This is a genomic window from Pararhizobium mangrovi, assembly GCF_006516965.1.
In the GTDB taxonomy this organism is placed as follows: domain Bacteria; phylum Pseudomonadota; class Alphaproteobacteria; order Rhizobiales; family Rhizobiaceae; genus Pararhizobium_B; species Pararhizobium_B mangrovi.
This window is the reverse complement of record NZ_VHLH01000037.1, coordinates 12,341-38,630: the sequence shown is the minus strand read 5'-3', so window position 1 is coordinate 38,630 and position 26,290 is coordinate 12,341. Positions and strand designations below refer to the sequence as shown.

Annotated in this window: 21 protein-coding genes and 1 pseudogene; 11 read left to right on the top strand and 11 right to left on the bottom strand. The window is 65.9% G+C overall.

What is annotated here, in order from left to right; all coding sequences use genetic code 11:
- The first annotated feature begins 295 nt into the window (after window positions 1-295).
- From rimP to FJU11_RS16255, 10 genes and pseudogenes are all read left to right on the top strand, one after another.
- The gene (gene rimP, locus FJU11_RS16300; protein WP_141168138.1) at window positions 296-892 is read left to right on the top strand and encodes a ribosome maturation factor RimP; all 597 of its coding nucleotides are present in this window, start codon (window positions 296-298) and stop codon (window positions 890-892) included.
- Between the two features lie 40 nt (window positions 893-932).
- Window positions 933-2,549 (top strand): transcription termination factor NusA, encoded by a 1,617-nt coding sequence (gene nusA / locus FJU11_RS16295; protein WP_141168137.1) that lies wholly within the window; start codon window positions 933-935, stop codon window positions 2,547-2,549.
- 25 nt (window positions 2,550-2,574) lie between these two features.
- Entirely contained in the window at window positions 2,575-3,192 is a 618-nt protein-coding gene (locus tag FJU11_RS16290) for an RNA-binding protein (RefSeq protein ID WP_141168136.1), read from the top strand.
- Window positions 3,193-3,327: 135 nt separating this feature from the next.
- Window positions 3,328-5,991 carry a translation initiation factor IF-2 gene (gene infB, locus FJU11_RS16285; protein ID WP_141168135.1) on the top strand — a complete coding sequence of 888 codons (2,664 nt, stop codon included), beginning with the start codon at window positions 3,328-3,330 and terminating at the stop codon, window positions 5,989-5,991.
- A 142-nt stretch (window positions 5,992-6,133) separates the two neighbouring features.
- On the top strand, window positions 6,134-6,541 hold the full coding sequence (rbfA, locus tag FJU11_RS16280) for a 30S ribosome-binding factor RbfA (RefSeq protein ID WP_141168134.1): 408 nt from the start codon (window positions 6,134-6,136) through the stop codon (window positions 6,539-6,541).
- Between the two features lie 45 nt (window positions 6,542-6,586).
- Entirely contained in the window at window positions 6,587-7,522 is a 936-nt protein-coding gene (gene truB, locus FJU11_RS16275; RefSeq protein WP_141168133.1) for a tRNA pseudouridine(55) synthase TruB, read from the top strand.
- 204 nt (window positions 7,523-7,726) lie between these two features.
- The gene (locus tag FJU11_RS16270) at window positions 7,727-9,442 is read left to right on the top strand and encodes a sensor histidine kinase (RefSeq protein ID WP_141168132.1); all 1,716 of its coding nucleotides are present in this window, start codon (window positions 7,727-7,729) and stop codon (window positions 9,440-9,442) included.
- A 154-nt stretch (window positions 9,443-9,596) separates the two neighbouring features.
- Complete coding sequence (gene rpsO, locus FJU11_RS16265; RefSeq protein WP_141168131.1) at window positions 9,597-9,866, top strand: 30S ribosomal protein S15; 270 nt, start codon at window positions 9,597-9,599, stop codon at window positions 9,864-9,866.
- A gap of 356 nt (window positions 9,867-10,222) precedes the next feature.
- Window positions 10,223-12,352, top strand: a complete 2,130-nt coding sequence (gene pnp, locus FJU11_RS16260; protein ID WP_141168130.1) for a polyribonucleotide nucleotidyltransferase — start codon at window positions 10,223-10,225, stop codon at window positions 12,350-12,352.
- A 96-nt stretch (window positions 12,353-12,448) separates the two neighbouring features.
- A pseudogene (locus FJU11_RS16255) lies at window positions 12,449-12,589 on the top strand (hypothetical protein); the annotation flags it as partial.
- A 24-nt stretch (window positions 12,590-12,613) separates the two neighbouring features.
- Here the strand turns inward: FJU11_RS16255 and FJU11_RS16250 are convergent.
- The 6 genes from FJU11_RS16250 to fabA all read right to left on the bottom strand — a co-directional run bounded on the left by FJU11_RS16250 (window position 12,614) and on the right by fabA (window position 19,041).
- Complete coding sequence (locus FJU11_RS16250; RefSeq protein WP_235891078.1) at window positions 12,614-12,991, bottom strand: DUF1850 domain-containing protein; 378 nt, start codon at window positions 12,989-12,991, stop codon at window positions 12,614-12,616.
- Entirely contained in the window at window positions 12,988-15,087 is a 2,100-nt protein-coding gene (locus FJU11_RS16245; protein WP_141168128.1) for a TRAP transporter permease, read from the bottom strand. Before FJU11_RS16245 ends, FJU11_RS16250 begins: the two co-directional genes overlap by 4 nt.
- A gap of 157 nt (window positions 15,088-15,244) precedes the next feature.
- A complete protein-coding gene (locus tag FJU11_RS16240; protein ID WP_141168127.1) occupies window positions 15,245-16,204 on the bottom strand; it encodes a TAXI family TRAP transporter solute-binding subunit in 960 nt (319 codons plus the stop codon).
- Window positions 16,205-16,428: 224 nt separating this feature from the next.
- Complete coding sequence (gene fabI, locus FJU11_RS16235; RefSeq protein WP_141168126.1) at window positions 16,429-17,241, bottom strand: enoyl-ACP reductase FabI; 813 nt, start codon at window positions 17,239-17,241, stop codon at window positions 16,429-16,431.
- 11 nt (window positions 17,242-17,252) lie between these two features.
- Entirely contained in the window at window positions 17,253-18,473 is a 1,221-nt protein-coding gene (gene fabB, locus FJU11_RS16230) for a beta-ketoacyl-ACP synthase I (protein WP_141168125.1), read from the bottom strand.
- A 52-nt stretch (window positions 18,474-18,525) separates the two neighbouring features.
- The gene (fabA, locus tag FJU11_RS16225; protein ID WP_141168124.1) at window positions 18,526-19,041 is read right to left on the bottom strand and encodes a 3-hydroxyacyl-[acyl-carrier-protein] dehydratase FabA; all 516 of its coding nucleotides are present in this window, start codon (window positions 19,039-19,041) and stop codon (window positions 18,526-18,528) included.
- Window positions 19,042-19,315: 274 nt separating this feature from the next.
- On the opposite strand from fabA, the gene irrA reads away from it, so the two are divergent.
- A complete protein-coding gene (gene irrA / locus FJU11_RS16220; RefSeq protein WP_210242903.1) occupies window positions 19,316-19,765 on the top strand; it encodes an iron response transcriptional regulator IrrA in 450 nt (149 codons plus the stop codon).
- A gap of 63 nt (window positions 19,766-19,828) precedes the next feature.
- On the opposite strand, the gene FJU11_RS16215 is transcribed toward irrA, so the two are convergent.
- The 5 genes from FJU11_RS16215 to dnaA all read right to left on the bottom strand — a co-directional run bounded on the left by FJU11_RS16215 (window position 19,829) and on the right by dnaA (window position 25,504).
- Window positions 19,829-20,332: an SH3 domain-containing protein gene (locus FJU11_RS16215; protein WP_235891080.1), complete on the bottom strand. Its 504-nt coding sequence runs from the start codon at window positions 20,330-20,332 to the stop codon at window positions 19,829-19,831.
- 258 nt (window positions 20,333-20,590) lie between these two features.
- Complete coding sequence (locus FJU11_RS16210; protein ID WP_141168123.1) at window positions 20,591-21,358, bottom strand: molybdopterin-synthase adenylyltransferase MoeB; 768 nt, start codon at window positions 21,356-21,358, stop codon at window positions 20,591-20,593.
- A gap of 74 nt (window positions 21,359-21,432) precedes the next feature.
- Window positions 21,433-22,551: a DNA replication/repair protein RecF gene (recF, locus tag FJU11_RS16205; protein WP_141168122.1), complete on the bottom strand. Its 1,119-nt coding sequence runs from the start codon at window positions 22,549-22,551 to the stop codon at window positions 21,433-21,435.
- Between the two features lie 50 nt (window positions 22,552-22,601).
- Window positions 22,602-23,720 carry a DNA polymerase III subunit beta gene (dnaN, locus tag FJU11_RS16200; RefSeq protein ID WP_141168121.1) on the bottom strand — a complete coding sequence of 373 codons (1,119 nt, stop codon included), beginning with the start codon at window positions 23,718-23,720 and terminating at the stop codon, window positions 22,602-22,604.
- A 242-nt stretch (window positions 23,721-23,962) separates the two neighbouring features.
- Complete coding sequence (dnaA, locus tag FJU11_RS16195; protein ID WP_328591735.1) at window positions 23,963-25,504, bottom strand: chromosomal replication initiator protein DnaA; 1,542 nt, start codon at window positions 25,502-25,504, stop codon at window positions 23,963-23,965.
- Between the last annotated feature and the right edge of the window lie 786 nt (window positions 25,505-26,290).

The following is a 26,290-nucleotide window of genomic DNA, read 5'->3' as shown; positions in this document are numbered from 1 at the left end:
TACAATTGGCACCGTCCCCATGGCGGGATAAACGACACCGTGCCCATCAGCCGCCTCGGTCTCGATCAGGACAACCTGTTGAGGCTCCACAACTAGATCTTGCCGAAGGGTCGTCGACGGACGGATGGCGATACGCTTGCAATCGGCCGCCTCCACGCGTATATGACGGGAAATTCTTGATCGTAAAGATGAAGAGTGGGCCCTCCGGACCCGCTCTTTTTTATTACCCGAACGCCGCGGCCGATCGATCCGGTACGCGAGGGACGACGGGTTCGTACGAGGAGGTCAGGCGGTCATGACGACGAAGACGTCAGCCGATGTCGCGGACGAAGAGCGGCTGATTACCGAAACCGGCACGGACCAGCGCATCGCGGGGATCGTCGAGCCGGTCATCCGATCGATGGGCTTCAGGCTCGTGCGTGTGCGCGTTACCGGCCAGAACGGCGTGACGCTGCAGATCATGGCCGAGCGCCCCGACGGGACGATGAACGTCGAGGACTGCGAGACGATCTCGCATGCGATTTCGCCGGTGCTCGACGTCGAGGATCCGATCGAGAGCCGGTACCATCTCGAGGTCTCTTCGCCAGGCATCGACCGGCCGATGGTGCGTCGCTCGGACTTTGCGCGCTGGAACGGCCATCTTGTGAAGTGTGAGACCTCGATGATGGTCGCCGGCCACAAGCGCTTCCGCGGCTGGATCCGTGGCGTGGAGGACGGTGGCTTCATGCTCGACCGCGACCAGCCGCCGAGCGACGAGCCGGCTGCGGTGCTCGTTCCCTTTTCCGCGCTTTCGAGCGCGAAGCTGATCCTTACCGACGAACTCGTGCGCGCATCCAACGACGCGGACGCCGCGCGCGCCGCAAACCAGAACGAGAGCGACGACGACGCCTGAGCCTTCTAGCCCGGCGCGTCGCAATGGAACGGAGACGAAAATGGCAGTCAGTGCGAACAGGCTGGAACTCCTGCAGATCGCCGATGCGGTCGCCCGCGAGAAGTCGATCGACCGGACCATCGTCATCGAGGCGATGGCCGACGCCATCCAGAAGGCGGCGCGCTCGCGCTACGGCACGGAATCCGACATCCGCGTCGACATCAACACCAGGAGCGGCGACATCCAGCTCAAGCGCATCCTCGAAGTGGTCGAGGAGGTCGAGGACTACTCGACCCAGATCGCGCTGCCGCTGGCGCAGGACCGCCGCCCCGACGCGCAGATCGGCGAGACGATCGAGGATCCGCTGCCGCCGATGGATTTCGGCCGCATCGCCGCCCAGTCGGCCAAGCAGGTCATCGTCCAGAAGGTGCGCGAGGCCGAGCGCGACCAGCAATACGACGAGTACAAGGACCGCGTCGGCGAGATCATCAACGGCACCGTCAAGCGCGTCGAATACGGCAACGTGATCGTCGATCTCGGCCGCGGCGAGGCGATCATCCGTCGCGACGAGATGATCCCGCGCGAGCAGATGCGCTACGGCGATCGCGTGCGCGCCTATGTCTACGACGTGCGCCGCGAACAGCGCGGACCGCAGATCTTCATGTCGCGTACCCATCCGCAGTTCATGGTGAAGCTCTTCACCATGGAAGTGCCCGAGATCTACGACGGCATCATCGAGATCCGCTCGGTCGCCCGCGACCCGGGCTCGCGCGCCAAGATCGCCGTCATCTCCAACGATTCCGCGATCGATCCGGTCGGCGCCTGCGTCGGCATGCGCGGCAGCAGGGTGCAGGCCGTCGTCGGCGAGCTGCAGGGCGAAAAGATCGACATCATCCCGTGGTCGGGCGATCCGGCCTCCTTCATCGTCAACGCGCTGCAGCCGGCGGAAGTCGCCAAGGTCGTGCTCGACGAGGATGCCGAGCGCATCGAGGTCGTCGTGCCGGACGAGCAGCTTTCGCTCGCCATCGGCCGGCGCGGCCAGAACGTGCGGCTCGCCTCGCAGCTCACCGGCTGGGACATCGACATCCTGACGGAAGAGGAAGAGTCCTCGCGCCGCCAGAAGGAATTCACCGAGCGCACCGACCTCTTCATGGATTCGCTCAACGTCGACGAAATGGTCGGGCAGGTGCTGGCTTCCGAAGGCTTCACCTCGGTCGAGGAGGTCGCCTATGTCGATCTCGAGGAGATCGCCTCCATCGAAGGCTTCGACGAGGAAACGGCCGAAGAGCTCAGGAGCCGTGCCCGCGAGCACCTCGAACAGCGTGAGGCGGAACTCGATGCACGGCGCACCGAGCTCGGCGTCTCCGACGAACTGCGCCAGATCGACGGCATGACCACCGAAATGATGGTCAAGCTCGGCGAGGACGGCATGCAGTCGATGGAAGATTTCGCCGGCTGTGCTGCCGACGACCTCGTCGGCTGGTCGGAGCGCAAGGACGGCGAGACGAAGCGCTTCGACGGCCTGTTCACCGGCCTCGACGTGTCGCGTCAGCTCGCCGAGGAAATGATCGTGCAGGCGCGCCTCGCCGCCGGCTGGATCACCGAGGCGGATCTCGCCTCCGACGAGGAGCCGGAAGAGGTCGAGGGCGAAGCGGCCGAGGCCGAGGAGACGGCCTGAGGCGGGATGCGCCCGGCGGACGGCGATGAGCGGATACCGCGAGCCGATGAACGCGCGCACCTGCATTGTCACGCGCGAGCACGGCGAACCGGATGAGCTTCTACGCTTCGTCGCGGGGCCCGAGCAGCGCGTGGTCTGCGACCTGAAGCGCGACCTGCCGGGGCGGGGCTGCTGGGTAACGCCGGAACGCGCCTGCGTGGAAAAGGCGGCCAAGCGCAAGCTTTTCGCACGCGGGCTGAAGGCGCCCGTCACCGCGCCGGACGATCTCGCCGACGAGGTCGACCGGCTGATGCTCGCCGATCTCGTCTCGATGATGTCGATGGCGCGCAAGGCTGGCCAGTTCGTCGCCGGTGCGGGCAAGGTCGACGGTGCGGTGCGCGGCGGTCGCGCGCTTGCCGTTTTCCATGCCACGGAGGCTGCGGCCGACGGCATGCGCAAGATCGATCAGGCCCGCCACGCCCGCCAGGTTGAGACGAACGCGCAGCGGCCGATCCCCGCCTTTCGCCTGGCGAGCGGAGAAGAAATGGCGAAGGCGCTCGGCGATGGCGCCTTTATCCATTGCGTTGCGCTTGCGGGAAAGGCGGGAGAAGGTGTAGTGAAACGCGCAACACGGCTTGAACGCTATCGTAACGGGCGCAGTTGAGCGCCGCACGATCGAGAATTTTTCCCCTCGGCTTGAAAAACGCTTCCCACGGGTGAGCGTCACGGCGAGGAAGTGACACGGAAGCCATGAGCGGTGCGGCCGGGTCCGCCGCCGGGCTTCGAGGATGGATACGGAATGAGCGATATCAAAGACGACAAGAAACTCAGCGTCTCGGGCAAGAAGACCCTGACCATGAAGCGTTCCGGCGAGCAGAGCACGGTGCGCCAGGACATGGGACGGGGGCGCTCGAAGTCGGTCGTCGTCGAGACGACGCGCAAGCGGCGCATCGCACGCCCGGAAGAAGAGGCGAAGGCTGCGGCCGCCCCGCAGGCCGCGACCCCGGCCCCGCAGCAGAGCGAGCCCGCGAAGCCGGCCGTGACCGCGCGTCCGGCCGCGCCCAAGCCGAAGGCGCCTTCGAACGGTGCGTCCGCCTCGCCGCGGCGCGAGAGTACCGGTAGCGGTGCGCATCGCGGGACGTCCGGCCCCGGCCGGTCGAGCCAGGGCGGACGGCTTTCGGCCGGCGAGATGGAAGCGCGCCGCCGCGCGCTCGAGGACGCGCAGGTTCGCGAAGTCCAGGAACGCCAGGAGGCCGAAGAGGCCGCGCGTCGCCGCGCCGAGGAAGATGCACGCCTCGAGCGCGAACGCGAGGTCGAGGCCAAGCGGCAGGCCGAGGAAGCGGCCAAGCAGCAGGTCGAGCAGGAAGCCGTCGCAGCCGCCGAGGTCGCAGCGGTTCCCGTCGAGCCGGACGAGCAGCGCGCCGCCGGCCGCGCCGCCCGCAGTGCTGCCGCCCGCCCGGCGCGCAACGCCGATGCCGAGGAAGCCGCACGCCCCGGTCGTGATACGAAGAGCCGCCCCGGGCGCAGCGAGCAGCCCAAGCAGCCTTCGAAGCCGCGCGTCGACGACGGACGCCGCCGCGGCAAGCTGACGCTTTCCGGTGCGCTCGACGACGATGGCAGCGCGCGCGGCCGCTCGCTCTCCGCCATGCGGCGGCGCCAGGAGAAGATGAAGCGCGGCCAGCAGCAGGAGAGCCGCGAAAAGATCGTGCGCGAGGTGACGATCCCCGAGACGATCACCATCCAGGAGCTCTCCCAGCGCATGGCGGAGCGTTCGGTCGACGTCATCAAGTATCTGATGAAGGAAGGCCAGATGATGAAGCCGGGCGACATCATCGATGCCGATCTCGCCGAACTCATCGCCACCGAATTCGGCCACACGCCGCGGCGCGTCTCGGAGTCCGACGTGGAAGAAGGTATTTTCAACGTGGCAGACGACGATGCCGACATGGTCTCCCGTCCGCCGGTCGTGACGATCATGGGTCACGTCGATCACGGCAAGACGTCGCTGCTCGACGCCATCCGCCACACCCGCGTGACGTCGGGCGAGGCCGGTGGCATCACCCAGCACATCGGCGCCTACCAGGTCGAGCAGGACGGTCAGAAGATCACTTTCATCGACACCCCCGGCCACGCCGCCTTCACGGCGATGCGTGCGCGCGGTGCGGAATCGACGGACATCGCGATCCTCGTGGTCGCCGCCGACGACAGCGTGATGCCGCAGACGATCGAATCCATCAATCACGCGAAAGCGGCCGGCGTGCCGATGATCGTGGCGATCAACAAGATGGACAAGCCCGACGCCGACGCCCAGAAGGTGCGCACGGAACTCCTCCAGCACGAGGTTTTTGTGGAATCGATGGGCGGTGAGGTTCTCGACGTCGAGGTCTCCGCCACCAAGGGCACGAACCTCGACCGGCTTCTCGAGGCGATCGTGCTCCAGTCGGAGCTGCTCGAGCTCAAGGCCAATCCGGACCGGACGGCAGAAGGCACCGTCGTCGAGGCGCAGCTCGACCGCGGCCGCGGCTCGGTCGCGACCGTGCTCGTCCAGAAGGGCACGCTCAAGACCGGCGACATCATCGTTCTCGGCGACGAATGGGGCCGCGTGCGCGCCCTCGTCGACGATGCGGGCAAGCAGGTGAAGGAAGCCGGGCCGTCGACGCCGGTCGAGGTCCTGGGCCTCCAGGGCACGCCGCAGGCCGGCGATCGCTTCGCCGTCGTCGAAAACGAATCCCGTGCCCGCGAGATCTCCGACTACCGCCAGCGCGCAGCCCGCGAGAAGGCGGTGGCGCGTCAGGCGGGTTCGCGCGGTTCGCTCGAGCAGATGATGACGCAGATGCAGGATGCTGCGCTGCAGGAGTTCCCGCTGCTCATCAAGGGCGACGTGCAGGGTTCGATCGAAGCGATCGCCGGCGCGCTCGACAAGCTCGGGACCGACGAGGTGCGGGCCAACGTCATCCATTCGGGTGCCGGCGGCATCACCGAGTCCGACGTCTCGCTCGCCGAAGCGTCGAACGCGGCCATCATCGGCTTCAACGTGCGTGCCAACAAGCAGGCGCGCGACGCGGCCGAGCGTGCCGGCATCGAGATCCGCTACTACAACGTGATCTACGATCTGGTCGACGACGTGAAGTCGGCCATGTCCGGCCTTCTTTCGCCGGAGCGTCGCGAGACCTTCCTCGGCTACGCGCAGATCCTCGAGGTCTTCTCGATCACCAAGGTCGGCAAGGTCGCCGGTTGCCGGATCACCGAGGGCAAGGTGGAGCGCGGCGTCGGCGTGCGGCTTCTGCGCGACGACGTGGTGATCCACGAAGGCAAGCTGAAGACGCTCAAGCGCTTCAAGGACGAGGTCTCCGAGGTCAATGCCGGGCAGGAATGCGGCATGGCCTTTGAGAACTACGAGGACATTCGCCAGGGCGACGTCATCGAGTGCTTCCGCGTGGAGCACGTCACGCGCACGCTGTAGGCGTCGCATCGCGAACGGGCGGGCGCGAAGACGCCCGTGCCGCTTGCCGGGTCGCGCGAATGCGGCCCGGCGTATCCGTCTTTCAAGGATCGTCGAAGAGCCTCGACCGCGTGCTAAACGCGGCGAATGAGGAGTGCGAAGCATGAGCCGAAAGTCTTCCGCCCGTGCCCCGTCCCAGCGCCAGCTGCGCGTCGGCGAGCAGGTGCGCGCGGCGCTGACCGACGTGCTGCAGCGTGGCGAGGTCCGCGATCCGGTGCTCGAGGACGCGATCGTCTCGGTATTGGAGGTCCGCATGTCGCCGGACATGAAGGTCGCCACCGCCTACGTCACGCCGCTCGGCGAGAACGACCACGGGGCGATCGTCGAGGCGCTCAACCGCAACGTTCGCTTCATTCGCGGCCGGGTCACACCGGCCCTGAAACAGATGCGCTCCGTGCCTTCGCTGCGCTTTCGCGACGATACGAGCTTCGAGAACTTCCGCCATATCGACGAACTCCTGAGGAGCCCGGAAGTGGCGCAGGATCTCGACGAGGCCGGGGAAGACGAGTAGGGCGCCAAGCCGAAACCGGGCCAGTCAAGGATATTCGGAGAGCAGATGTCGCGTGCGCGCAAGAAGAAGGGTCGAGCCGTTTCCGGTTGGGTTATCCTCGACAAGCCGAAGGATCTCGGCTCGACGGAGGCCGTCTCCAAGATCAAATGGCTGTTCGGTGCGCAAAAGGCCGGCCATGCGGGAACGCTCGATCCGCTGGCTTCCGGCATGTTGCCGATCGCACTCGGCGATGCCACGAAGACCGTTCCCTACGTGATGGAAGGCCGCAAGGTCTACCGCTTCGCCGTGACCTGGGGTGCCGAGCGTACGACCGACGACATGGAAGGCGAGATTACCGAGCGCTCCGATATCCGTCCGGAACGTGACGCGATCGAAGCCCTGCTCGACGGTTATCGCGGAACGATCGAACAGGTGCCGCCCTCCTTTTCGGCGGTACGCATCGGTGGCGAGCGCGCCTACGACATGGCGCGCGAGGGCGAGAGCGTGACCGTGCCGTCCCGCGTCGTGGAAATCCACCGGCTCGATCTCGTGGAATGCCCGGATGCGGACACGGCCGTCTTCGAGGCGGAGTGCGGCAAGGGCACCTATGTGCGCGCGCTGGCGCGCGATTTCGGCCGGGATCTCGGCTGCTTCGGTCATGTCTCGGACCTTCGGCGAACAAGCGTCGCTCCTTTCGACGAGGATGTGATGGTGCCGCTCGCCGATCTGACGGCGCTCGCGGAAACCGAAACCGACGAGGAGCGCTTTGCTGCGCTCGACGCCCGCCTCGTCGACACGGGCGAGGCCTTGGCCGCGCTGCCGCATGTGGCGATCGGCGACGGCGAGGCCCGTCGGCTGCGCCTGGGCAACCCGGTCCTGCTTCGCGGGCGCGGCGCGCCGGTCGCCGAGCCGGAAGCCTACGCCACGAGCGGTGGACGCCTGGTCGCGATCGGCGAGGTCGCCGGCGGCGAGTTCCTTCCGCGCCGCGTCTTCGGCGGGTAGAAGACGTGCTTTGCGCGCCTGCACCCTTTCGTTTATGCACATTCGCGCAAATGCATGAGAGCGCTTCCGTCCGGGGTGGAAATGCTCTAGTCAGAAACGACGAGCGGGGATGGCTGCGATCCGAGGGAACTGCGAAATGGCGATCCGTACTCAAGCCTGAGGAGGCAGCTTCGAACGCTCGGTTCAAACAAGCCATGGGTTGCCATGACCAGCCAGAACCGGATCGTTTCCTCGGAAGCTGACGCCGCTAGCAGCGAGACGGACGCGCCCCGGCATGTCCGCATGCCCGGCTCCTTTTCGATCCGGGTCTACCTGCTCGCGCTCATCCTCGTCGTGCTCCTGCCCGCGCTGATCTTTTCCGGCGCGCTTCTGATTCGCATGAGCGCTACGCAGAACCGTGCCTTTGAGCGCGCCTATATCGCTGCGACCCATTCCATCGCCGAGCTCGTCGATCGCGACGTTTCCAGCATGCTCGCGACGCTGAGCGTGACCTCGACCTCGACGGCGCTCGACGACGGCGACATGAGGCTCTTCCAGAAACGCGCGCGCTCGACGCTTGCCGACCGGGACGCGAACCTGATGGTGCTCGACGGGCGTTTCGACCAGCTCATGAACACGCGTTTCGACTACGGCACGAAGCTGCCGAAGGCGGCCCATACGGACGCCGCCAGGAAGGCGCTCAAATCCAACTGGCCGGTCGTCTCGAACCTCTTCTACGACGCGGATGCGGGACGATGGGCCTTCAACGTCGCGATGCCGGTCGAGGCGGCGAAGGGACCGGCGAGGGTGCTCGTGCTGACCCGGTACGCCTCGACCTTTGCCACGACGCTTTCCACCCAGCAGGTCCCGAAGGGCTGGAAATCGGCGCTCGTCGACGGAACGCGCACGGTCATCGCCTCGTCGGGCGGCAGCGACGCGACGGGCCGGCCCTTCTACATTCCCTTCGACAAGGGCCTGAGCTCCGGTTTCACCCACGTCATGTATCGCGATACGGACTACCAGATCGTGGTGCAGCCATCCGACATCACCGGCTGGTCGATCGTGTCCTGGGCGCCGACGGCATCCGTGCGCGCACCGCTCAACCGCTCGCTCGCCTGGCTCGTCTTCGGCGGCATCTTCATCGCCTTTCTCGCGGTGACCGCCGCATTCTTCATCGCCCGGATCATGAGCGGTTCCGTGCGTCATCTCACGCGACAGGCCGAGCGCCTCGGCGCCGGCGAGACGGTGGAGGCGCGCGACCAGTCGATCACCGAGTTCACGCTGGTCTCGCAGGCGCTCGCGCAGGCCGCGCACGAACGCAAGAACGCCGAGGGCGAGATCCGCTTCCTCATGCGCGAGGTCGCCCACCGGTCCAAGAACCAGCTCACGGTGATCCAGGCGATGCTCAACCAGACGGCCAAGCTTTCCGACACGAAGGAGGAGTTCGCCGAGGCTTTCCGCAAGCGCGTCGCCGGCCTCGCCCGCTCGACGGACCTGATGATCTCCAACGCCACGCAAGGGGTCGATCTGGCGACCCTCGTGGCCGACCAGATCGAGACGTTCAGGCCGAGCGAGCCGGAACGCGTCGTCATCGCCGGACCGGAGATCCGCCTCGACGCGCAATCGGCGCAGGTGCTCGGCATGGCGATCCACGAGCTTGCCACGAACGCGGCGAAATACGGCGCATTCGCCGGCGCCGAAGGCCTCGTCGAGGTGACGTGGACGCTCGAGGACGAGACGGTGCGCTTCGACTGGCGGGAGCGTCAGGTGCCGATCTCCGCCGTGCCCGAGCGCAAAGGGTTCGGTTCGGTGGTGCTGGAACGCATCCTCGGCATCTCGCTCGGTGCAGAGCTCGAACGCACGATGCACGACGACGGGATCGAATGGGTCTTCCTCGTCTCCGTCGACAAGCTGCGTGACGGGATCGACCGGCGCATCTGAGAGCCGGGCAGTTCCGGAGGGGCTTTCCTCTGCCGCCTTTTTCCCGTATATCGCCGCCAGCGCGACGGCACTGCCGCCTGCGCACGAACGGCCGCGGCTGGCCGACATCCCGGCCGACGGCGCCATTATTCCCGACGAACAAGAAGGAAAGACGATGTCGATCACACCCGAACGCAAGGCGGAACTCGTCAAGGAGTACGCCACCAAGGACGGCGACACCGGCTCCTCCGAGGTCCAGATCGCGATCCTCACCGAGCGCATCGTGAACCTGACCGAGCACTTCAAGGAGCACAAGAAGGACAACCACTCGCGCCGTGGCCTTCTCAAGCTCGTCTCGCACCGTCGTTCGCTGCTCGACTACCTTCGCAAGAAGGACGAGGAGCGCTATCGCTCGGTGATTTCGAGCCTCGGCATCCGGCGCTAGCAGCGCCTTCGGCGGCCCTTCAAGGGCTGCCATCGAACCGGCGGCGAGGTTTCGTTTTCGTTCCGCCGGTTGAAATCTCGCAGCGATGACCCCATTGTTTCGAGGGGTGCAGCCGATCCGAACGGCGCACCGAAACCGCATTGCCGGTACCGCGACGACGAAGAGCGCGGTGCCATTTTCAGCTGCCGACCTGTCATGGGGCAGGATTGCTGGATGCTTGGCCGAACGATACCGGCCGTGACCCGAAGCCTCCCGTTGTCTTGCCCGTGACGCGTCGACGTCACCAACGGCGCATTGCGTCCGGTCCGAAAACGCGGTCCGTACGCGCAATGCGCCCATCATGTTTAGGACAAGACATGTTCAATTCGCACAAGGTCGAAATCGAATGGGGTGGGCGTCCGCTTACCCTTGAGACCGGCAAGGTCGCCCGCCAGGCCGACGGCGCCGTCATGGCCACCTACGGCGAGACGGTCGTTCTCGCGACCGCCGTCTCCGCGAAGGTGGCCAAGGAAGGCCAGAGCTTCTTCCCGCTGACCGTCAACTACCAGGAGAAGACCTTCGCCGCGGGCAAGATCCCGGGTGGCTTCTTCAAGCGCGAGGGCCGTCCGAGCGAGAACGAGACGCTGGTCTCGCGCCTCATCGACCGCCCGATCCGTCCGCTCTTCCCGGCGGGCTACAAGAACGAGACGCAGGTCGTCATCACCGTTCTGCAGCACGATCTCGAGAACAACCCGGACGTCGTCTCGATGGTCGCGGCTTCGGCCGCGCTAACGCTTTCCGGCGTGCCCTTCATGGGCCCGATCGGTGGTGCGCGCGTCGGCTACATCAACGGCGAGTACGTGCTGAACCCGCAGGTCGACGAGATGGTCGAGACCTCGCTCGACCTGATGGTCGCCGGCACGCAGGAAGCCGTGCTGATGGTGGAATCGGAAGCCGGTGAGCTTGCCGAGGACATCATGCTCGGTGCCGTCACCTTCGGCCACCGCGCCATGCAGCCGGTCATCGACGCGATCATCAAGCTCGCCGAGGAAGCGGCCAAGGAGCCGCGCGAGTTCGAGCCGGAGGATCTGTCCGCGCTCGAGGAGAAGATGCTGAAGGTCGCCGAAGACGACCTGCGCGCCGCCTACAAGATCACCGACAAGGCCGAGCGCTACGCTGCCGTCGACGCGGTGAAGGCGACGGTGAAGAAGCACTTCGCTCCCGAAGGCGACGCCGCGCCGGAATATTCCGACACGCAGATCGCTACGGTCTTCAAGGAGATCCAGGCCAAGATCGTGCGCTGGAACATCCTCGATACCAAGAGCCGCATCGACGGCCGCGACCTCGAGACGGTGCGCCAGATCGAGGCTGAGGTCGGCCTCCTGCCGCGCACCCACGGTTCCGCGCTCTTCACGCGCGGCGAGACGCAGGCGCTCGTCGTCGCGACGCTCGGCACCGGCGAGGACGAGCAGTTCGTGGACGCGCTGACCGGCACGTACAAGGAAGGCTTCATGCTGCACTACAACTTCCCCCCCTATTCGGTGGGTGAAGCGGGCCGCATGGGCTCTCCAGGCCGCCGCGAGATCGGCCACGGCAAGCTTGCCTGGCGCGCACTGCACAAGATGCTGCCGGGTGCCGACCAGTTCCCCTACACGATCCGCGTCGTCTCCGAGATCACCGAGTCGAACGGTTCGTCTTCGATGGCGACCGTCTGCGGCACCTCGCTCGCGCTGATGGATGCCGGCGTGCCGATCTCCAACCCGGTCGCGGGCATCGCCATGGGCCTCATCAAGGAAGGCGAGCGCTTCGCGGTTCTCTCCGATATCCTCGGTGACGAGGACCATCTCGGCGACATGGACTTCAAGGTCGCCGGCACGGAGAACGGCATCACGTCGCTCCAGATGGACATCAAGATCGACGGCATCACCGAGGAGATCATGAAGATCGCCCTCGACCAGGCCAAGGGTGGGCGTATGCACATCCTCGGCGAGATGGGCAAGGCGATCACGCAGAGCCGCGAGCAGCTCGGCGAGTTCGCACCGCGCATCGAGGTGATGAACATCCCGGTCGACAAGATCCGCGACGTCATCGGTTCGGGCGGCAAGGTCATCCGCGAGATCGTCGAGAAGACCGGCGCCAAGGTGAACATCGAGGACGACGGCACGATCAAGATCGCTTCGTCTTCCGGCAAGGAGATCGAGGCGGCCAAGAAGTGGATCCATTCGATCGTCGCCGAGCCGGAAGTCGGCGTCATCTACGAGGGCACGGTCGTCAAGACCGCCGATTTCGGCGCCTTCGTGAACTTCTTCGGTCCGCGTGACGGCCTCGTGCACATCTCGCAGCTCGCCTCCGAGCGCGTCGCCAAGACGACCGACGTCGTTAAGGAAGGCGAAAAGGTCTTCGTCAAGCTGATGGGCTTCGACGAGCGCGGCAAGGTGCGCCTGTCGATGAAGGTCGTCGATCAGGAGACCGGCGAAGAGATCAAGAAGGAAGAGCCGGCCGAATAAGGTCGCAGCCTCTCTTCAGAGAATCGAAAGGGCCTCGCCGGGAAACCGGCGGGGCCCTTCTTCTTTGGTCCCGGCAATAAAGGAACCGGTCCGCACGGCACCGTCGACAAGATCTTTCTCGAGAAGCACGTGTCGGACTTCAACCAGCACTTCTATGTCTGCGGTCCCGACGAAATGGTCGAAAGCGTGAGCCATCTCGGCGCCGACCCGGACGGGCTGGTCTTCGAGGACAAGTAGGGGCCGTCGCTCGGCCGAGGCGGATCACTTCGTCTTCGGATCGCAGCGGCGAATGTGGATCGGTGCCTCCGCGCGGGCGCCGATCACCCTGCAGGTTCCACCCGAGCAAAGGGTCCAACCACCGACCGTCGCGCCGGAGGCCGCGAGGATCAGCTCCTTCTGGGGTGGCAGGTCGGGCGTATAGACGTAGCGCCCGTCGACGAAACGCGCGTCCGGCGGCGGATCCATGCCGGCGCCGGACCCTTCGACGCTCGCCTGCGTGACGACGAGCCCTGCGTCCGTCAGGGCCCAATGTTCGCTCCAGGTGATCTTCTCGACGGAATGCGTCCAGGAGAGCGTGAAGCTCATCGCCGCGAGCATGATGGTCTTGCCCGCGGCAGCGACGCAGATGCCGGCGCTCACGGCGTGACGGGCTCGCGCTTGCGCGCACGCATCCACTCGAAGCCGAGGAAAGCGATCGCGAGCACGAAGCCCAGTTCGTCCGTCAGCGGCAATGCGGCGACGAGGGTGAAGGCGGCGAGCGCGGCCCATGCCCGTTCCCAGAGCGAAAGCCGGGCGAACATAAAGCCGATGACGGCCGAACCCCACAGCCCAATTGCAAGCGCCACCTTGAATACGATGTAGGCGACGGCGACGGGAAACCCGAAATGATCCGAGAGCGGACCGCCCGGCTGCAGCATGAGGGCCGGCGAATAGACCGCCATATATGGAATGACGAAGCCGGCGGCGGCGACCTTGATCGCGTCCATCGCGATCTTCAGCCCCTTTTCTTTGGCGATCGGGCCAGCGGCGAAGCAGGCGAGCGCGACGGGGGGCGTCAGGTCGGAGAGAATGCCGAAATAAAAGACGAACATGTGGCTGACGATCAGGGGCACGCCGAGCTTCAAAAGTGCGGGGCCGGCGATCGACGAGGTGATGATGTAGTTCGGGATCGTCGGGATGCCCATGCCGAGCACGATGCAGGTGATCATCGTCAGCACGAGCGAGAGGAAAAGGTTCGACTGCCCGACGGAGACGATGTACTGGCCGAAGGTCGTCGCCGCCCCGGTCAGCGTCATCGTGCCGATGATGATGCCGACGATCGCGCAGGCGACGCCGACGGAGAGCGCCGTCTTGGCACCGTTGGCAAGCGAATCGCGGCAGTCGATCAGCGTCTGCCGGCCGCCGACCACGAAGACGTTCGCGACGATCAGGATCGCGACGGCGGCGAGCACCGGCCGGATGCCCCATTCGAAGAAACTGGCACCGACGAGGCCGAGACCGATCCAGAAGACGATGCGAAGCACGCCCGAAGGCAGGCCGAGGACGGCCGAGGCGCCGAGGATGAGAAGGACGGTCAGCGCGAGGCCGATCGTGCCGGCGTAAAGCGGCGTGTAGCCGGAAAAGAGCAGGGCGACGAGGACGGCGAGCGGCAGCAGCAGGTACCAGCCGCGCTTGAGTGCGGCGAGCGGCGAGGGCAGGTCGCTCTTCGGCATGCCCATGAGGTTGTACTTGCCGGCTTCCAGATGCACGATCCAGAAGGCGGAGGCGAAGTAGAGGATCGCCGGGACGATCGCTGCTTTCACGACCTCGGTATAGGGAACGTCCAGCGTCTCGGCCATGATGAAGGCGACGGCGCCCATCACCGGCGGCATGATCTGCCCGCCCATCGAGGCGGTCGCCTCGACGCCGCCGGCAAAGGCGGCACGATAGCCGAAGCTCTTCATCAGCGGGATCGTGAACTGACCGGTCGTCACGACGTTTGCGACGCCCGAGCCGGAAATCGTGCCCATCAGGCCGGAAGAGACGACCGCGACCTTCGCCGCGCCGCCGCGCGCATGGCCGACGAAGCCGAGGGCGACGTCCGTGAAGAGCTTGATCATGCCGGCGCGTTCGAGAAAGGCGCCGAAGAGGATGAAGAGGAAGATGTAGGTGGCGGACACGTAGAGGGGTACGCCGTAGATGCCTTCTGTGCCGAAGGTCATGTGGTCGACGACCTGGCTGAAGGCGTAGCCGCGGGTCTGCAGCGGCCCCGGGAAATACTGCCCGAAGAAGCAGTAGAACAGGAAGAAGCCTGCGATGATCGGCAGCGCCGGGCCCATGATCAGCCATGCCGCGATGAAGACCGTGACGAGCGTGATGACGCCGATGATCGTGTCGGAAAGGATCGGCAGTCCGGCCCTGAGGATCAGCGGCTTGTACTCGATCCATTGATAGGCGGTGACGACGACCGCCGCGAGCGCCAGCCCCCATGCGATCGTCTGGAAGAGGCGCGACGGCGCGCGAAAAGCCGTGACCAGCGGAAAGGTCAGGAGCAGCAGGAAGCCCAGATGCACGGCGCGGACGACCTGGCTCGGCAGGCCGAGGAGGTTCAGTGCGGTCGCGATCTGGTAGAGGGAGAAGACGACGGCGATCCAGAAGAGGAGCCGACCTTCCCGGGTCGCCGGAAAGCCGCCCGAAAGCGGATCGTCGAGTTCGATCTCCGTCGATGCGGCGCGTTCGCTGGGCGTGGCACTCATCGGCGGGCGAACGGTCGTCTTGTCCGCCGCGACGTCGTCGCGCAGGCTGTCGTCGTTTTGGCCGTCCGGATGGTGTCGGGCATCGCGCTGACTTCGTCGAACACGGGGCGTGCGAAACGGGCGACGGCTCGAACCGTCGCCCATCGAAACGGAGGACCTATTTCAGGACACCCTTTTCCTTGTAATAGCGCTCGGCGCCCGGATGCAGCGGGATCGGCAGGTTCTGCGCCGCCTTCTGGATGTCGATCGCCTTGGCGGCGGAATGCGCGGCCACCATGGAATCGAGGTGCTCGAAGAGCTGCTTCGTCATCTGGTAGGCCATGTCGTCCGAAACGCCCTCGCGCGTGACGAGGATGTTGGTGATGGCGAGCGTCGGCACGTCCTTGTCCTGCCCATCATACGTGCCCGCCGGAATATCGGTGGAAATGAACGGCGCGCCGAGCTTCTCGGCAACGGAGGCCGGCACGGAGACGACCTGGATCGGCATGGAGGACGAAAGATCCTTGATCGACGCCACGCCGAGGCCGGCCGACTGCAACGTCGCGTCGAGCTGCCGGTTCTTCATCAGTTCGACGGACTCGCCGAAAGGCAGATATTCGGTCTTCGACAGATCGTCGTAGCTCATGCCCATGGCGTCGAAGATGCGCTTGGCGTTGAGCTCGGTTCCCGAGCGCGGCGCGCCGACCGAAAGGCTGTGGCCTTTGAGGTCCTGGAAGTTCTTGATCCCGGAAGCCTTGGTCGCGACGATCTGTACGTAGTTCGGATAGATCGCACCGATCGCGCGGATTTTGCCAAGCTTCTGCGAGAAGCCGGCGTCCTTGTCGCCTTCCCAGGCGGCCTTGACCGTGTCGCCGAGCGCGAAGGCGAGTTCGCCGCGGCCCTGCTGGAGCAGGTTCATGTTCTCGACCGAGGCCTTGGTCGACTGAACCTGGACCTTCACGCCGTCCATGTTGTCGGAGTAGATCTTGGAAAGCTGGACCCCCAGCGGATAATAGACGCCGGACGTGCCGCCGGTGAGAATGTTGATGAAGTCGGCCGCGTTGGCCGGGACGCCGGCAAGACCGACCGCGGCGGCAACGGCCCCCGCCATCAAGCTTCTCGGAAATACGAATTTCATGAAGACCTCCCAGTCTCTCCCAGAGCCGGCGTGACGCCGGCGAACGCCCCGTATCGCACCCGACTTCGCGTCGAGACGCCGCTTTACGGGACCGTGCGTGGAGACATTGCACCGGATCGCCGCCCATTCCAAGCGTTACCGTTGAAACGGATGCAATCGCAGGAATGGAAGCGGTCCTGCACGAACCGGATTTCGGGAAGCCGAGGGCGCCTTCGCGTCTGCGCCTATTCGTCGGTATCCTGCTTCTTGAGCTGGTCGATCGCCGGCATAGAGGTGATGTGGAAGCCGGAATCGACGAAATGGATTTCGCCCGTCACACCGCTCGCGAGGTCGGAAAGCAGGTAGAGTGCCGAGCGGCCGACCTCGTCGATGTTGGTCGCCCGGCGCAACGGCGCGTTCTTGCAGTGATAGCTGAACATGGCGCGCGCATCGCCGATGCCGGCGCCGGCGAGCGTGCGCACGGGGCCGGCCGAGATCGCGTTGACGCGGATGCCCTCCGGCCCGTAATCGGCCGCCAGATAGCGCACCATCGCCTCGAGAGCCGCCTTGGCGATGCCCATGACGTTGTAGTTCGGCATGACGCGGGTCGAGCCGCCATAGGTCAGCGTCAGCATGGAGCCGCCGGGGCCCATCAGCTTGGCGGCGCGCTGCGCGACCTCGGTGAAGGAGAAGGCGGAGACCACCATGGTGCGTGAGAAGTTCTTGCGTGTCGTTACGTCCGCGTAACGACCCTTCAGTTCCGACCGGTCCGAATAGCCGATGGCGTGGACGACGAAGTCGAGCGAGCCCCATTCCTTCTCGATCGCGGCGAAGCAGGCGTCGACCGTCGCGATGTCCTCGACGTCGCAGGGCAGCACCATGTCGGAACCGAGGCTCTGGGCGAGCGGCTTGACGCGCCGGCCGAACGCTTCGCCCTGATAGGTGAAGGCCAGCTCGGCACCTTCGGCGGCAAGGGCGCGCGCGATGCCCCAGGCGATGGAGTGGTCGTTTGCGACCCCCATGACGAGACCGCGCTTGCCTTTCATGAGGCCGTCCATCCTGCGTCTCCTCAGCCGGGGTAGCGCTGGAAGACCAGCGACGCGTTCGTGCCGCCGAAGCCGAACGAATTGGAAAGGGCGGTGTCGAGCTTCACATCGTCGACGCGTTCGCGCACGATCGGCACCCCCTGGAACTGCGCATCGAGATTTTCGATGTGCGCGCTCTCGCCGACGAAGCCGTTCTTCAGCATGAGGATGGAATAGATGGATTCCTGGACGCCCGCCGCGCCCAGCGAATGGCCGGTCAGCGACTTCGTCGAATTGATGTAGGGCAGGTCGTCGGCGAAGATCTCGCGGATCGCGCCGATCTCGCGCGCGTCGCCGACTTCGGTCGAGGTGCCGTGCGTGTTGATGTAGTCGATCCCGCCTTCGACGGTGGAAAGCGCCTGGCGCATGCAGCGCACCGCACCCTCGCCGGAAGGGGCGACCATGTCGAAGCCGTCGGAGGTCGCGCCGTAGCCGACGATCTCGGCGTGGATGGTCGCGCCGCGCGCCTTGGCGTGCTCCAGTTCCTCCAGCACGAGCACGCCCGCGCCGCCGGCGATGACGAAACCGTCGCGATCGGCGTCGAAGGCGCGCGAGGCGCGCGAGGCGTCGTCGTTGAACTTCGACGACATCGCGCCCATGGCGTCGAAGAGGTTCGACATCGTCCAGTCGAGGTCCTCGTGGCCGCCGGCGAACATCATGTCCTGCTTGCCCCACTGGATCATCTCGGCGGCGTTGCCGATGCAGTGCGCCGAGGTGGAGCAGGCCGACGAGATCGAGTAGTTCACGCCGTGGATCTTGAACCAGGTGGCGAGCGTCGCCGAGGCGGTGGAGGACATGGCCTTGGGCACGGCGAACGGGCCGATGCGCTTGGGGCTGCCCTTCTCGCGGGTGATGTCCGCGGCCTCGACGATGGTGCGCGTCGAGGGGCCGCCCGAGCCCATGATGATGCCGGTGCGCTCGTTGGTGACGTCGTTCTCCTCGAGGCCGGCGTCGGCGATCGCCTGCTCCATGGCGACGTGGTTCCACGCGCCCCCCTTGGAGAGGAAGCGCAGAGCGCGGCGATCGACGTGCTCGGCCGGGTCGAGGTTCGGCGCGCCCCATACCTGGCAACGGAAACCGTGTTCGGCGAACTCCTCGGAAAAGCTGATTCCCGAGCGTGCCTCGCGCAGCGAAGCCACGACCTCGTCGGGGGAGTTGCCGATCGAGGAAACGATGCCCATTCCCGTGACGACGACGCGTCTCATGTCAGTGCTCTCCCGTTGAAGGGGATTCCGGAGCGATGCGCTGCGGTGCGCCTCAAGAGGCCTTGTCCTGGAAAAGGCCGACCCGGAGATCGTTCGCGGTGTAGATGGTTTCGCCGTCGGCCTTCATCCAGCCGTCGGCGATGCCGAGGACGAGGCGTCCGCGCATGACGCGCTTGAACTCGACGCCGTACTCGACGAGGCCGGTCTTGGGCGTCACCATGCCGGTGAACTTGACCTCGCCGGTGGAAAGGGCCCGTCCGCGCCCCGGTTCGCCGAGCCATCCGAGGTAGAAGCCGGTAAGCTGCCACATGGCGTCGAGGCCGAGGCAGCCGGGCATGACCGGATCGCCCATGAAGTGGCATTCGAAGAACCAGAGATCCGGCGTGATGTCGAATTCGGCGCGGATGATGCCCTTGCCGTTCCGGCCGCCTTCGGCGTCCACATCGGTGATCCGGTGGAACATCAGCATGGGCGGCAGGGGAAGCTGCGCATTGCCCGGCCCGAACAATTCACCACGTGCGCACGACAGGACTTCGTCGTAATCGTAGCTCGATTGCTTATTGCCCATTGGCACACACGTCTCCCCTTGGCGAAGCGTAGCGACGGAACGCTCGGCCGCTTGAAAGTCCCCGGCAGCGTGAGCGGAACCTAGCACAGCTCATTTCGTCACGAAAACCGAAACTCTGACGCAGCCCTTACCCGAAGCGCGCGCCCGGTTCCAGTGCCTTCGAGCGCACCCGGGCAGGCAGGGGCGTGCCGACGGCACTATTGAATCACCGCTGATATCCGAATATATCCGGGCTTCGGATGGTTTTGAATTCGCGGCGAAAAGGGCGAGCGACGTGAGCGGATCAAGCGGCGATCCCGGCCTTGCTACAATCGAACCCGGCGTGGTCGAGGGGAAACTGCGCGCCGCCGGCCTGCGGCCGACGCGCCAGCGCACCGCGCTCGCCGAGTTGCTGTTCGCCAAGGGCGACCGCCATCTGACGGCCGAGGAGCTGCACGCCGAAGCGCATGCCGCCGACGTGCCGGTATCGCTCGCGACCGTCTACAACGCCCTGCACCAGTTCACGCGCGCCCGGCTGCTGCGCGTGCTTTCGGTCGATTCGTCGAAGACCTATTTCGACACGAACGTTTCGGACCACCATCATTTCCTGATCGAGGGCTCGGACGAGATCGCCGATATCCCGGACGCCGACCTGCGGGTCGACGGCCTGCCGGAGGTGCCGGAGGGCATGGAGATCGCCCATGTGGACGTGGTGATCCGCCTGCGCGCAAAGCGCCGGACCTGATTCGCCGACGCCGATCCGGTTCGATCCGCCGCACGCTCGCGGCCGATCTCTACCCGCGGAATGTCAGTTGAAGTGTTCCTTCGGGTAGGCGCCCCACAGTTTCGCCTGCGGGACCCAGCCGGTAACGTTCTGCACCTTCGCCTCGCACCATTTCCCGTCGCACTCGTCGAGTGAGAGCACGACGCCCGGCTGAAGCTTGGCGACGATGGCGGATCCTTCGCGCGGGTCGTCGTGCATGGCGATGTAATCCGCCTTCTTGACGACCTTGCCCTTCATCCATGGTGCGGCCTCGGCCGTGCGCTTGCCGGAAAGCAGGGACTGGTAGACCCAGCCCTCCGTGCCGTCGGCATCGCGCACGTGGCGCCAGTGCCCATATTCCTGGATGATCTCCACCGGCAGGCCCTCGCGGGTGTATTGCCAGGAAATGGAATATTGCGTGCCGGGACCGATGCGCAGATTGACCCGGCTGGACTTGAGGCTGACATAGCGCGGCAGCGGCAGGCCGCTCGGCCCGATCTTGGCCGCCGAAGCGCCGTCGCGCGCCATCGCGGGAGGGCCCGCGAACATCGTGGCGGTTGCGGCCGCGAGGGTGAAGGTGGCGAAAATGGCGAGAACGCTGCGCATGATGAACCCCGAAACCCGCGGTTCGCCCCTGCCGGCCGGTCGCCTGCGCCATTCGCCCTTCGGCTCCCGATCCGTCGCCGGGTTCGTGCACATGCTGCGGGCCGGCCCTTCAAGCGAGGCCGCTCGAGCCGACCATGGCCCGCGCATGGTTAAGACACCGTCAACGCGGCCGTCGGCCACCGGGCCGTTTCATGCGCGGCCTCATTCGGCGGATGCGCGATAGGTCATCGTCTCGAAGCGGGCGGAAAGGGCGTCGTAGAGCAGCAGCCGTCCGACGAGCGGTTCGCCCGCCCCCGTCAGAACCTTGATCGCCTCCATCGCCATCAGGGATCCGATCACTCCGGTAAGCGCACCGACCACGCCCGCTTCGGCACAGCTCGGCACGCTGTGCGGCGGCGGCGGTGTCGGGAAGAGATCGCGATAGGTCGGATTGCGTCGGCCCTGCCCGTCGCGCTCGAAGGGCTTGAGGACGGTCAGCGACCCATCGAAGCGGCCGACGGCGCCGGTCACGAGCGCAATTTCCCCGGCCGCGGCCATGTCGGCGACGGCGTAGCGCGTCTCGAAATTGTCCGAGCCGTCGAGAACGAGGTCGTGGCCGGCCATCAGCGCCGGTGCGTTGGCTTCGGTGAGGCGCTCCTCCACCGGTTCGACGCGCACATGCGGATTGAGGCGGGCGAGGCTGCGTGCCGCACTTTCCGCCTTGCCCGTACCGACCGCGTCCGTGTCGTGGATGAACTGGCGCTGCAGGTTCGACAGCGAAACGCGATCGTCGTCGAGGATGGAAAGATGTCCGACGCCGGCAGCCGCCAGATAGGTCAGGGACGGCGCGCCGAGGCCGCCGGCGCCGACGACGAGGACACGCGCCCGCTTCAGACGCTGCTGGCCGGGACCGCCGATCTCCGGCAGCACGATATGTCGGGCGTAGCGTTCCAGTTCGTCACGGGAAAGGGCAGGGTCGTCTTCGCTCATGGTCGGGATCTAGAGCCTTTCAGGCTTATACGGAAGCGGGCGCGATCTTCGATCGATGACGACGCGCCGAGCGCTCACGCGGTGCGTTCCACCGCGCCGTTTGCGACGGTGAAGAAGCCGGCGCGCGTGCCGAGCGCCTCGAACATCGCCGCATCGGTGCCAGTCATGAAGGCCTGGCCGCCGAGCGCGTCGATCAGGTCGAAGAGCGCGGCGCGCCGGCCGGCGTCGAGATGGGCGGCGACCTCGTCGAGAAGCAGGACGGGCGGATGGCCCGTCATCTCGGCGACGAGGCGCGCGTGGGCCATCACGAGGCCGATGAGAAGCGCCTTCTGCTCGCCGGTCGAGGAACGCGCCGCCTCCATGTCCTTGGCCTTGTGGCGGATGAGGAGGTCGCTTCGATGCGGACCCGAAAGCGTTCGCCCGGCCGCCGCGTCGCGCATGCGGCCCGTGCGCAGATCGGCAAGCAGGCGCTCTTCGAGATCGACGGCCGCCTCGTCCTCCTCGGCAAAGCCGGCAAGCGCGAAGCCCGCCTGCGGAAACGGGCCGTCGGCCTGCCCGCGTTCGATCATTCGTGCAAGCAGGGCGACGAGTTCGCGCCGGGCAAGCGCGATCGCGACGCCGAGTTCGGCAAGCTGCGCTTCCAGCCCGTCGAGCCAGACGGGGTCCGTCCGGCCTTCGGCGAGCAGGCGATTGCGGCTGCGCATGGCGCGCTCGTAGTCGAGCGCGCGCTTGCCGTGGGCCGGATCGATCGAAAGCGTCAGCCGGTCGACGAAGCGCCGGCGCTCGCTACGCGGGCCGGTGAAGAGCCCGTCCATCGCCGGCGTCAGCCACAATACGCGCAAATGCTCGAGCAGGCTTTCGGCCGACGAGGCCGGTGCGCCGTTGATGCGAAGGCGCCGTGCGCCGCTTTCCTCGGGCCCACCGGCCCCGGTACCGACATCGGCCGGACCGGCCATGCCCTGAAGGTTGGTGAAGACGGAAAAGCCGCGTGGCGCCTCGCGGCGTACCACTTCGCCGTAGGTCGCTCGGCGCAGGCCGCGTCCGGGGGACAGGAAGGAGACCGCCTCCATGAGATTGGTCTTGCCGGCGCCGTTCTCGCCGGTGAGCACGACATGGCCCGGCCCGAGATCGACGGCGAGCGAGGCGTAGTTGCGAAAGTCGGTGAGCCGCAGCCTTTCGAGATGAACGTGCATCGCGGGCCCGGTTCAGCCGCCTGGAACGGTACAGCGCGGGTTGAGCACGCTCACACGCGCATCGGCATCAGCACGTAGAGCGCGGCATCGCCGGCCATGTCGTGGATGAGCGTCGGCGAGCCCGGATCGGCCAGCATGAAGACGGCCTGCGAGCCGGCGAGCTGGTTGGTGATGTCCAGCAAATACCGCGCGTTGAAGCCGATATCGAGCGGATCGGCCTCGTAGCCGACGTGCAGTTCCTCGACCGCGCTGCCGGAATCGGGATTGTGGACGGTGAGCGTGAGCTGCCCGTCGGCGATCGAAAGCTTCACCGCACGCCCGCGTTCGGACGAGATCGTCGATACGCGGTCGACGGCACGCGCGAACTCCGCGCAGTCGATCGTCATCTGCTTGTCGTTGCCGGCCGGAATGACGCGCTGGTAGTCGGGGAAGGTCCCGTCGATGAGCTTCGAGGTCATGACGATGTCGCCGAGCGAAAGGCGGATCTTGGCGTCGGAAATCTCGACGCGCACCGTCAGCTCCGGATTGTCGACGAGCTTCTGGACCTCGCCGACCGTCTTTCGCGGGATGATGATGCCGGGCATGCCTTCCGAGCCCATCGGCGCCTCGACCTCGGCGCGCGCGAGCCGGTGGCCGTCCGTCGCGACGGCGCGCAGGGAAAGCGTTCCCTCGCCCTCGATGGTGTGGAGGTAGATGCCGTTCAGGTAATAGCGCGTCTCTTCCGTGGAGATCGCGAACTGCGTGCGGTCGATCAGCATCTTGAGCTGCGGCGCCGGCAGATCGAAGCCGTGCGAGAAGGTGCCCGCCGTCAGGTCCGGGAAATCCGTTTCCGGCAGGCATTGCAGCGAGAATTTCGACCGGCCCGAGGACACCGACATGGCCGTGTTCTCGCCGTTCGTCGAAAGCTCGACCTCGGACCCGTCGGGAAGCTTGCGCACGATGTCGTAGAGGAGGTGCGCCGGAACCGTCGTCGCGCCCGCCTGGCCGATTTCGGCCGGCGTCGCCTCGGTGATCTCGAGGTCGAGATCGGTCGCCTTCAGTTGAAGCCGCCCGTCGCCGGCGCGAAGCAGGACGTTCGACAGGATCGGAATGGTGTTGCGCCGCTCCACGACCCGGTGGACGTGGTTCAGCGACTTCAACAGATTGGATCGTTCGAGGGTGACGCGCATGATCGTTTCGAACCGTTTGGGACCGCGTGCCGGGGGCAGTGTCGCGATCGAGGTTTTCTGGACTTCGGGCACCGCGGTCACGGTTCGAAGCAGGGCGCTCAGATTGGCAGATCAGCCGGCCCGAAAGCAAGGGTGCGCGGGGGTTCCGACCAAGGAAAACGGACGAACGGATCGAGTGGCTACCACCACCCGATCATCCGATACCGTATCCGTCGCGATCGGTGACGTTCGTCCGCCGTCGCCTATTCGTTGATCAGCCGCTTCAGGAGCTCGAGCTCGTGGGCGAGCTTCGTGTCCTCGCCGATGAGGCCCTCGATCTTGCGCACCGCGTGCAGCACCGTCGTATGGTCGCGGCCGCCGAAGCGGCGTCCGATTTCCGGGAAGGAACGCGGCGTCAGCGTCTTCGACAGATACATGGCGATCTGGCGCGGCTTGACGATGACCCGGGTACGCCGGTTCGAGGTCAGTTCCTGGCGCGAGACGTTGTAGTGCCGCGAGACGACGCGCTGGATGTCCTCGATGCGCACGCGCTTGGGCTCGCCCGCCTTGACGAGATGGCCGAGGAACTCGTCGATGCGCTCGATCGTCAGCTCGTCGAAGGAACGGCGGAAGAGGAGCTGATTGAAGGCACCCTCGATCTCCCGCCCGCTCGCCGTCACGTGCCGCGCGACGTGGTCGAGGATCTCGTCGGAGATGACGAGGCCTGGATCCTCGGCCTGCGCGGCGGCGAGCCGGCGCTTCAGGATATCGAGGCGCATGGCGTAGTCCGGCCCCTCCATCTCGATCGCGACGCCGCCCTGCAGGCGCGAACGCACGCGCGGATCCAGCGATTCCAGCTCCCACGGAGCACGATCGGCGGCGACGACCACCTGCTTGGCCGAATCGAGCAGGCTGTTCAGGAGGTGGCAGAACTCGTTCTGGATCGACTTGCCCTGCAGGAACTGCATGTCGTCGATGACGAGCAGGTCGATGTTGCGCAGCGATTCCTTGAACGACAACGCGTTGTTGTCGCGGATCGCGGTGGCGAAGCGCCACATGAAGTATTCAGCCGTCAGGTAGACCACGCGCGGCGCACGCTCGCTTGCGATCGCAGCGGCGGCGATCGCCTGCAGGACGTGCGTCTTGCCGAGCCCGACGCGCGAATGGATGAAGAGCGGATTGAAGCGTACGGCGCCGGCGCCGGCCTCGGCGATGGTTCTGGCGGCGGCGAGCGCGACGCGGTTCGACGAACCCTCGACGAAGGTCTCGAAGGAATAGCGCGGATCGAGCGGCGAGCCCATGACGGGGTTCGTGCCCGCGGCGGGACGCGCCCGGCCGGCCTCGGCCGATGCAAGCGCGACCCTCGGCATGCGCTGCGGCGCATCGTTGGCCGGCGTCTGGACGCCGGTGCGCCCCGCCTGGGCGCCGGCTTCGGCGGGAGCGATCGTCTGGCTGCCGCGCGTCGCCGAACGCACGACGATCTCCACGCGCAGGATATCCGGGTTTTCCGCCTGAAAGAGACCGGTGATCAGATCGAGATAGCGATTGTGGATCCATGATTTCAGGAAGGTGGTCGGCACCGAGAGGCGCACGACGCTCTTCGAGATGGAATGCAGCTTCAGGCGACCGAACCAGCTCGCGAAGATTTCCGGGCCGACCTGTGCCTGGAGGCGGCGGCGTACGCGTTCGAAGAGTTCCTCGTAGCCATGCGATCGGCCGGTACCCTCGCCCCTCGCAGCACCGTCCTTGGCCTGGTCACCCGTCGACGCGTCGCCCGTTCCGGTGACGGCCGAGGTTTTCGACACGGAGTGCTCCCCACCCGGCCCGGAGTTTCCCGTTACCCCTGAAGCCATCGCCGTCGCCGTGCTCGTATGCATGTTCGCCGCTTCCCTTGTTTTTACGATCGTCTTGTCGCCGAGGCGCCCTTCGGCACCTACCCCTGAATACGTACGCCCGACCGGCGCCGCTTCCCGGTGTGCTCGCACCGTCTTCCGGCGGGATGGACCGAGCGCCGTCCGGCGTTTGGGCCCTCCCGCTTCCGTTATGTCCCTTCCATAGGCAAAAGGCTCCCCGTACCGTGACCGGGCGATCACGGATGCAACCGAAAGTTGTTTTTAATGCACGCAGTATGGAATGCCGTGCCCCCGGAAATCCGAAGGGTGTCGCCCCGTTCTCGACGAACGCGCTGCGGCAGACATCCCCTCGTTCGGAAGATGTTTCCCTCGTCTTTCCGAGCGGCATTTAGGCAGCAGGACCTGAAGAGATCAAGCGCATCATTAGGCGAATTTTAACGGTTGGCGGCCTTGCCGAAGGATGAAGCGGGAGGGCGCGTTCGTTCCGGTCGGGACAAGCGCCTTTGATTCCAGCGGTTTTCCAAAACGGTCGCCGCGATGGCTCCGCCGATCCGCGGAAAAATAAAAAATCGCTTGACTCGCCGGTGGCGTTCCACACGGCTGGCGATTGTGGCAGCGCGGAGGCCACCTACTCTAAACTACTGAAATATAACGTCTAATTCTGTCATCTTCCTGAAACGTAAGGAATCCGGCACCTTACGGGTCATCCGGTCCCGAGCATGAATCCGAAAGGCCCGG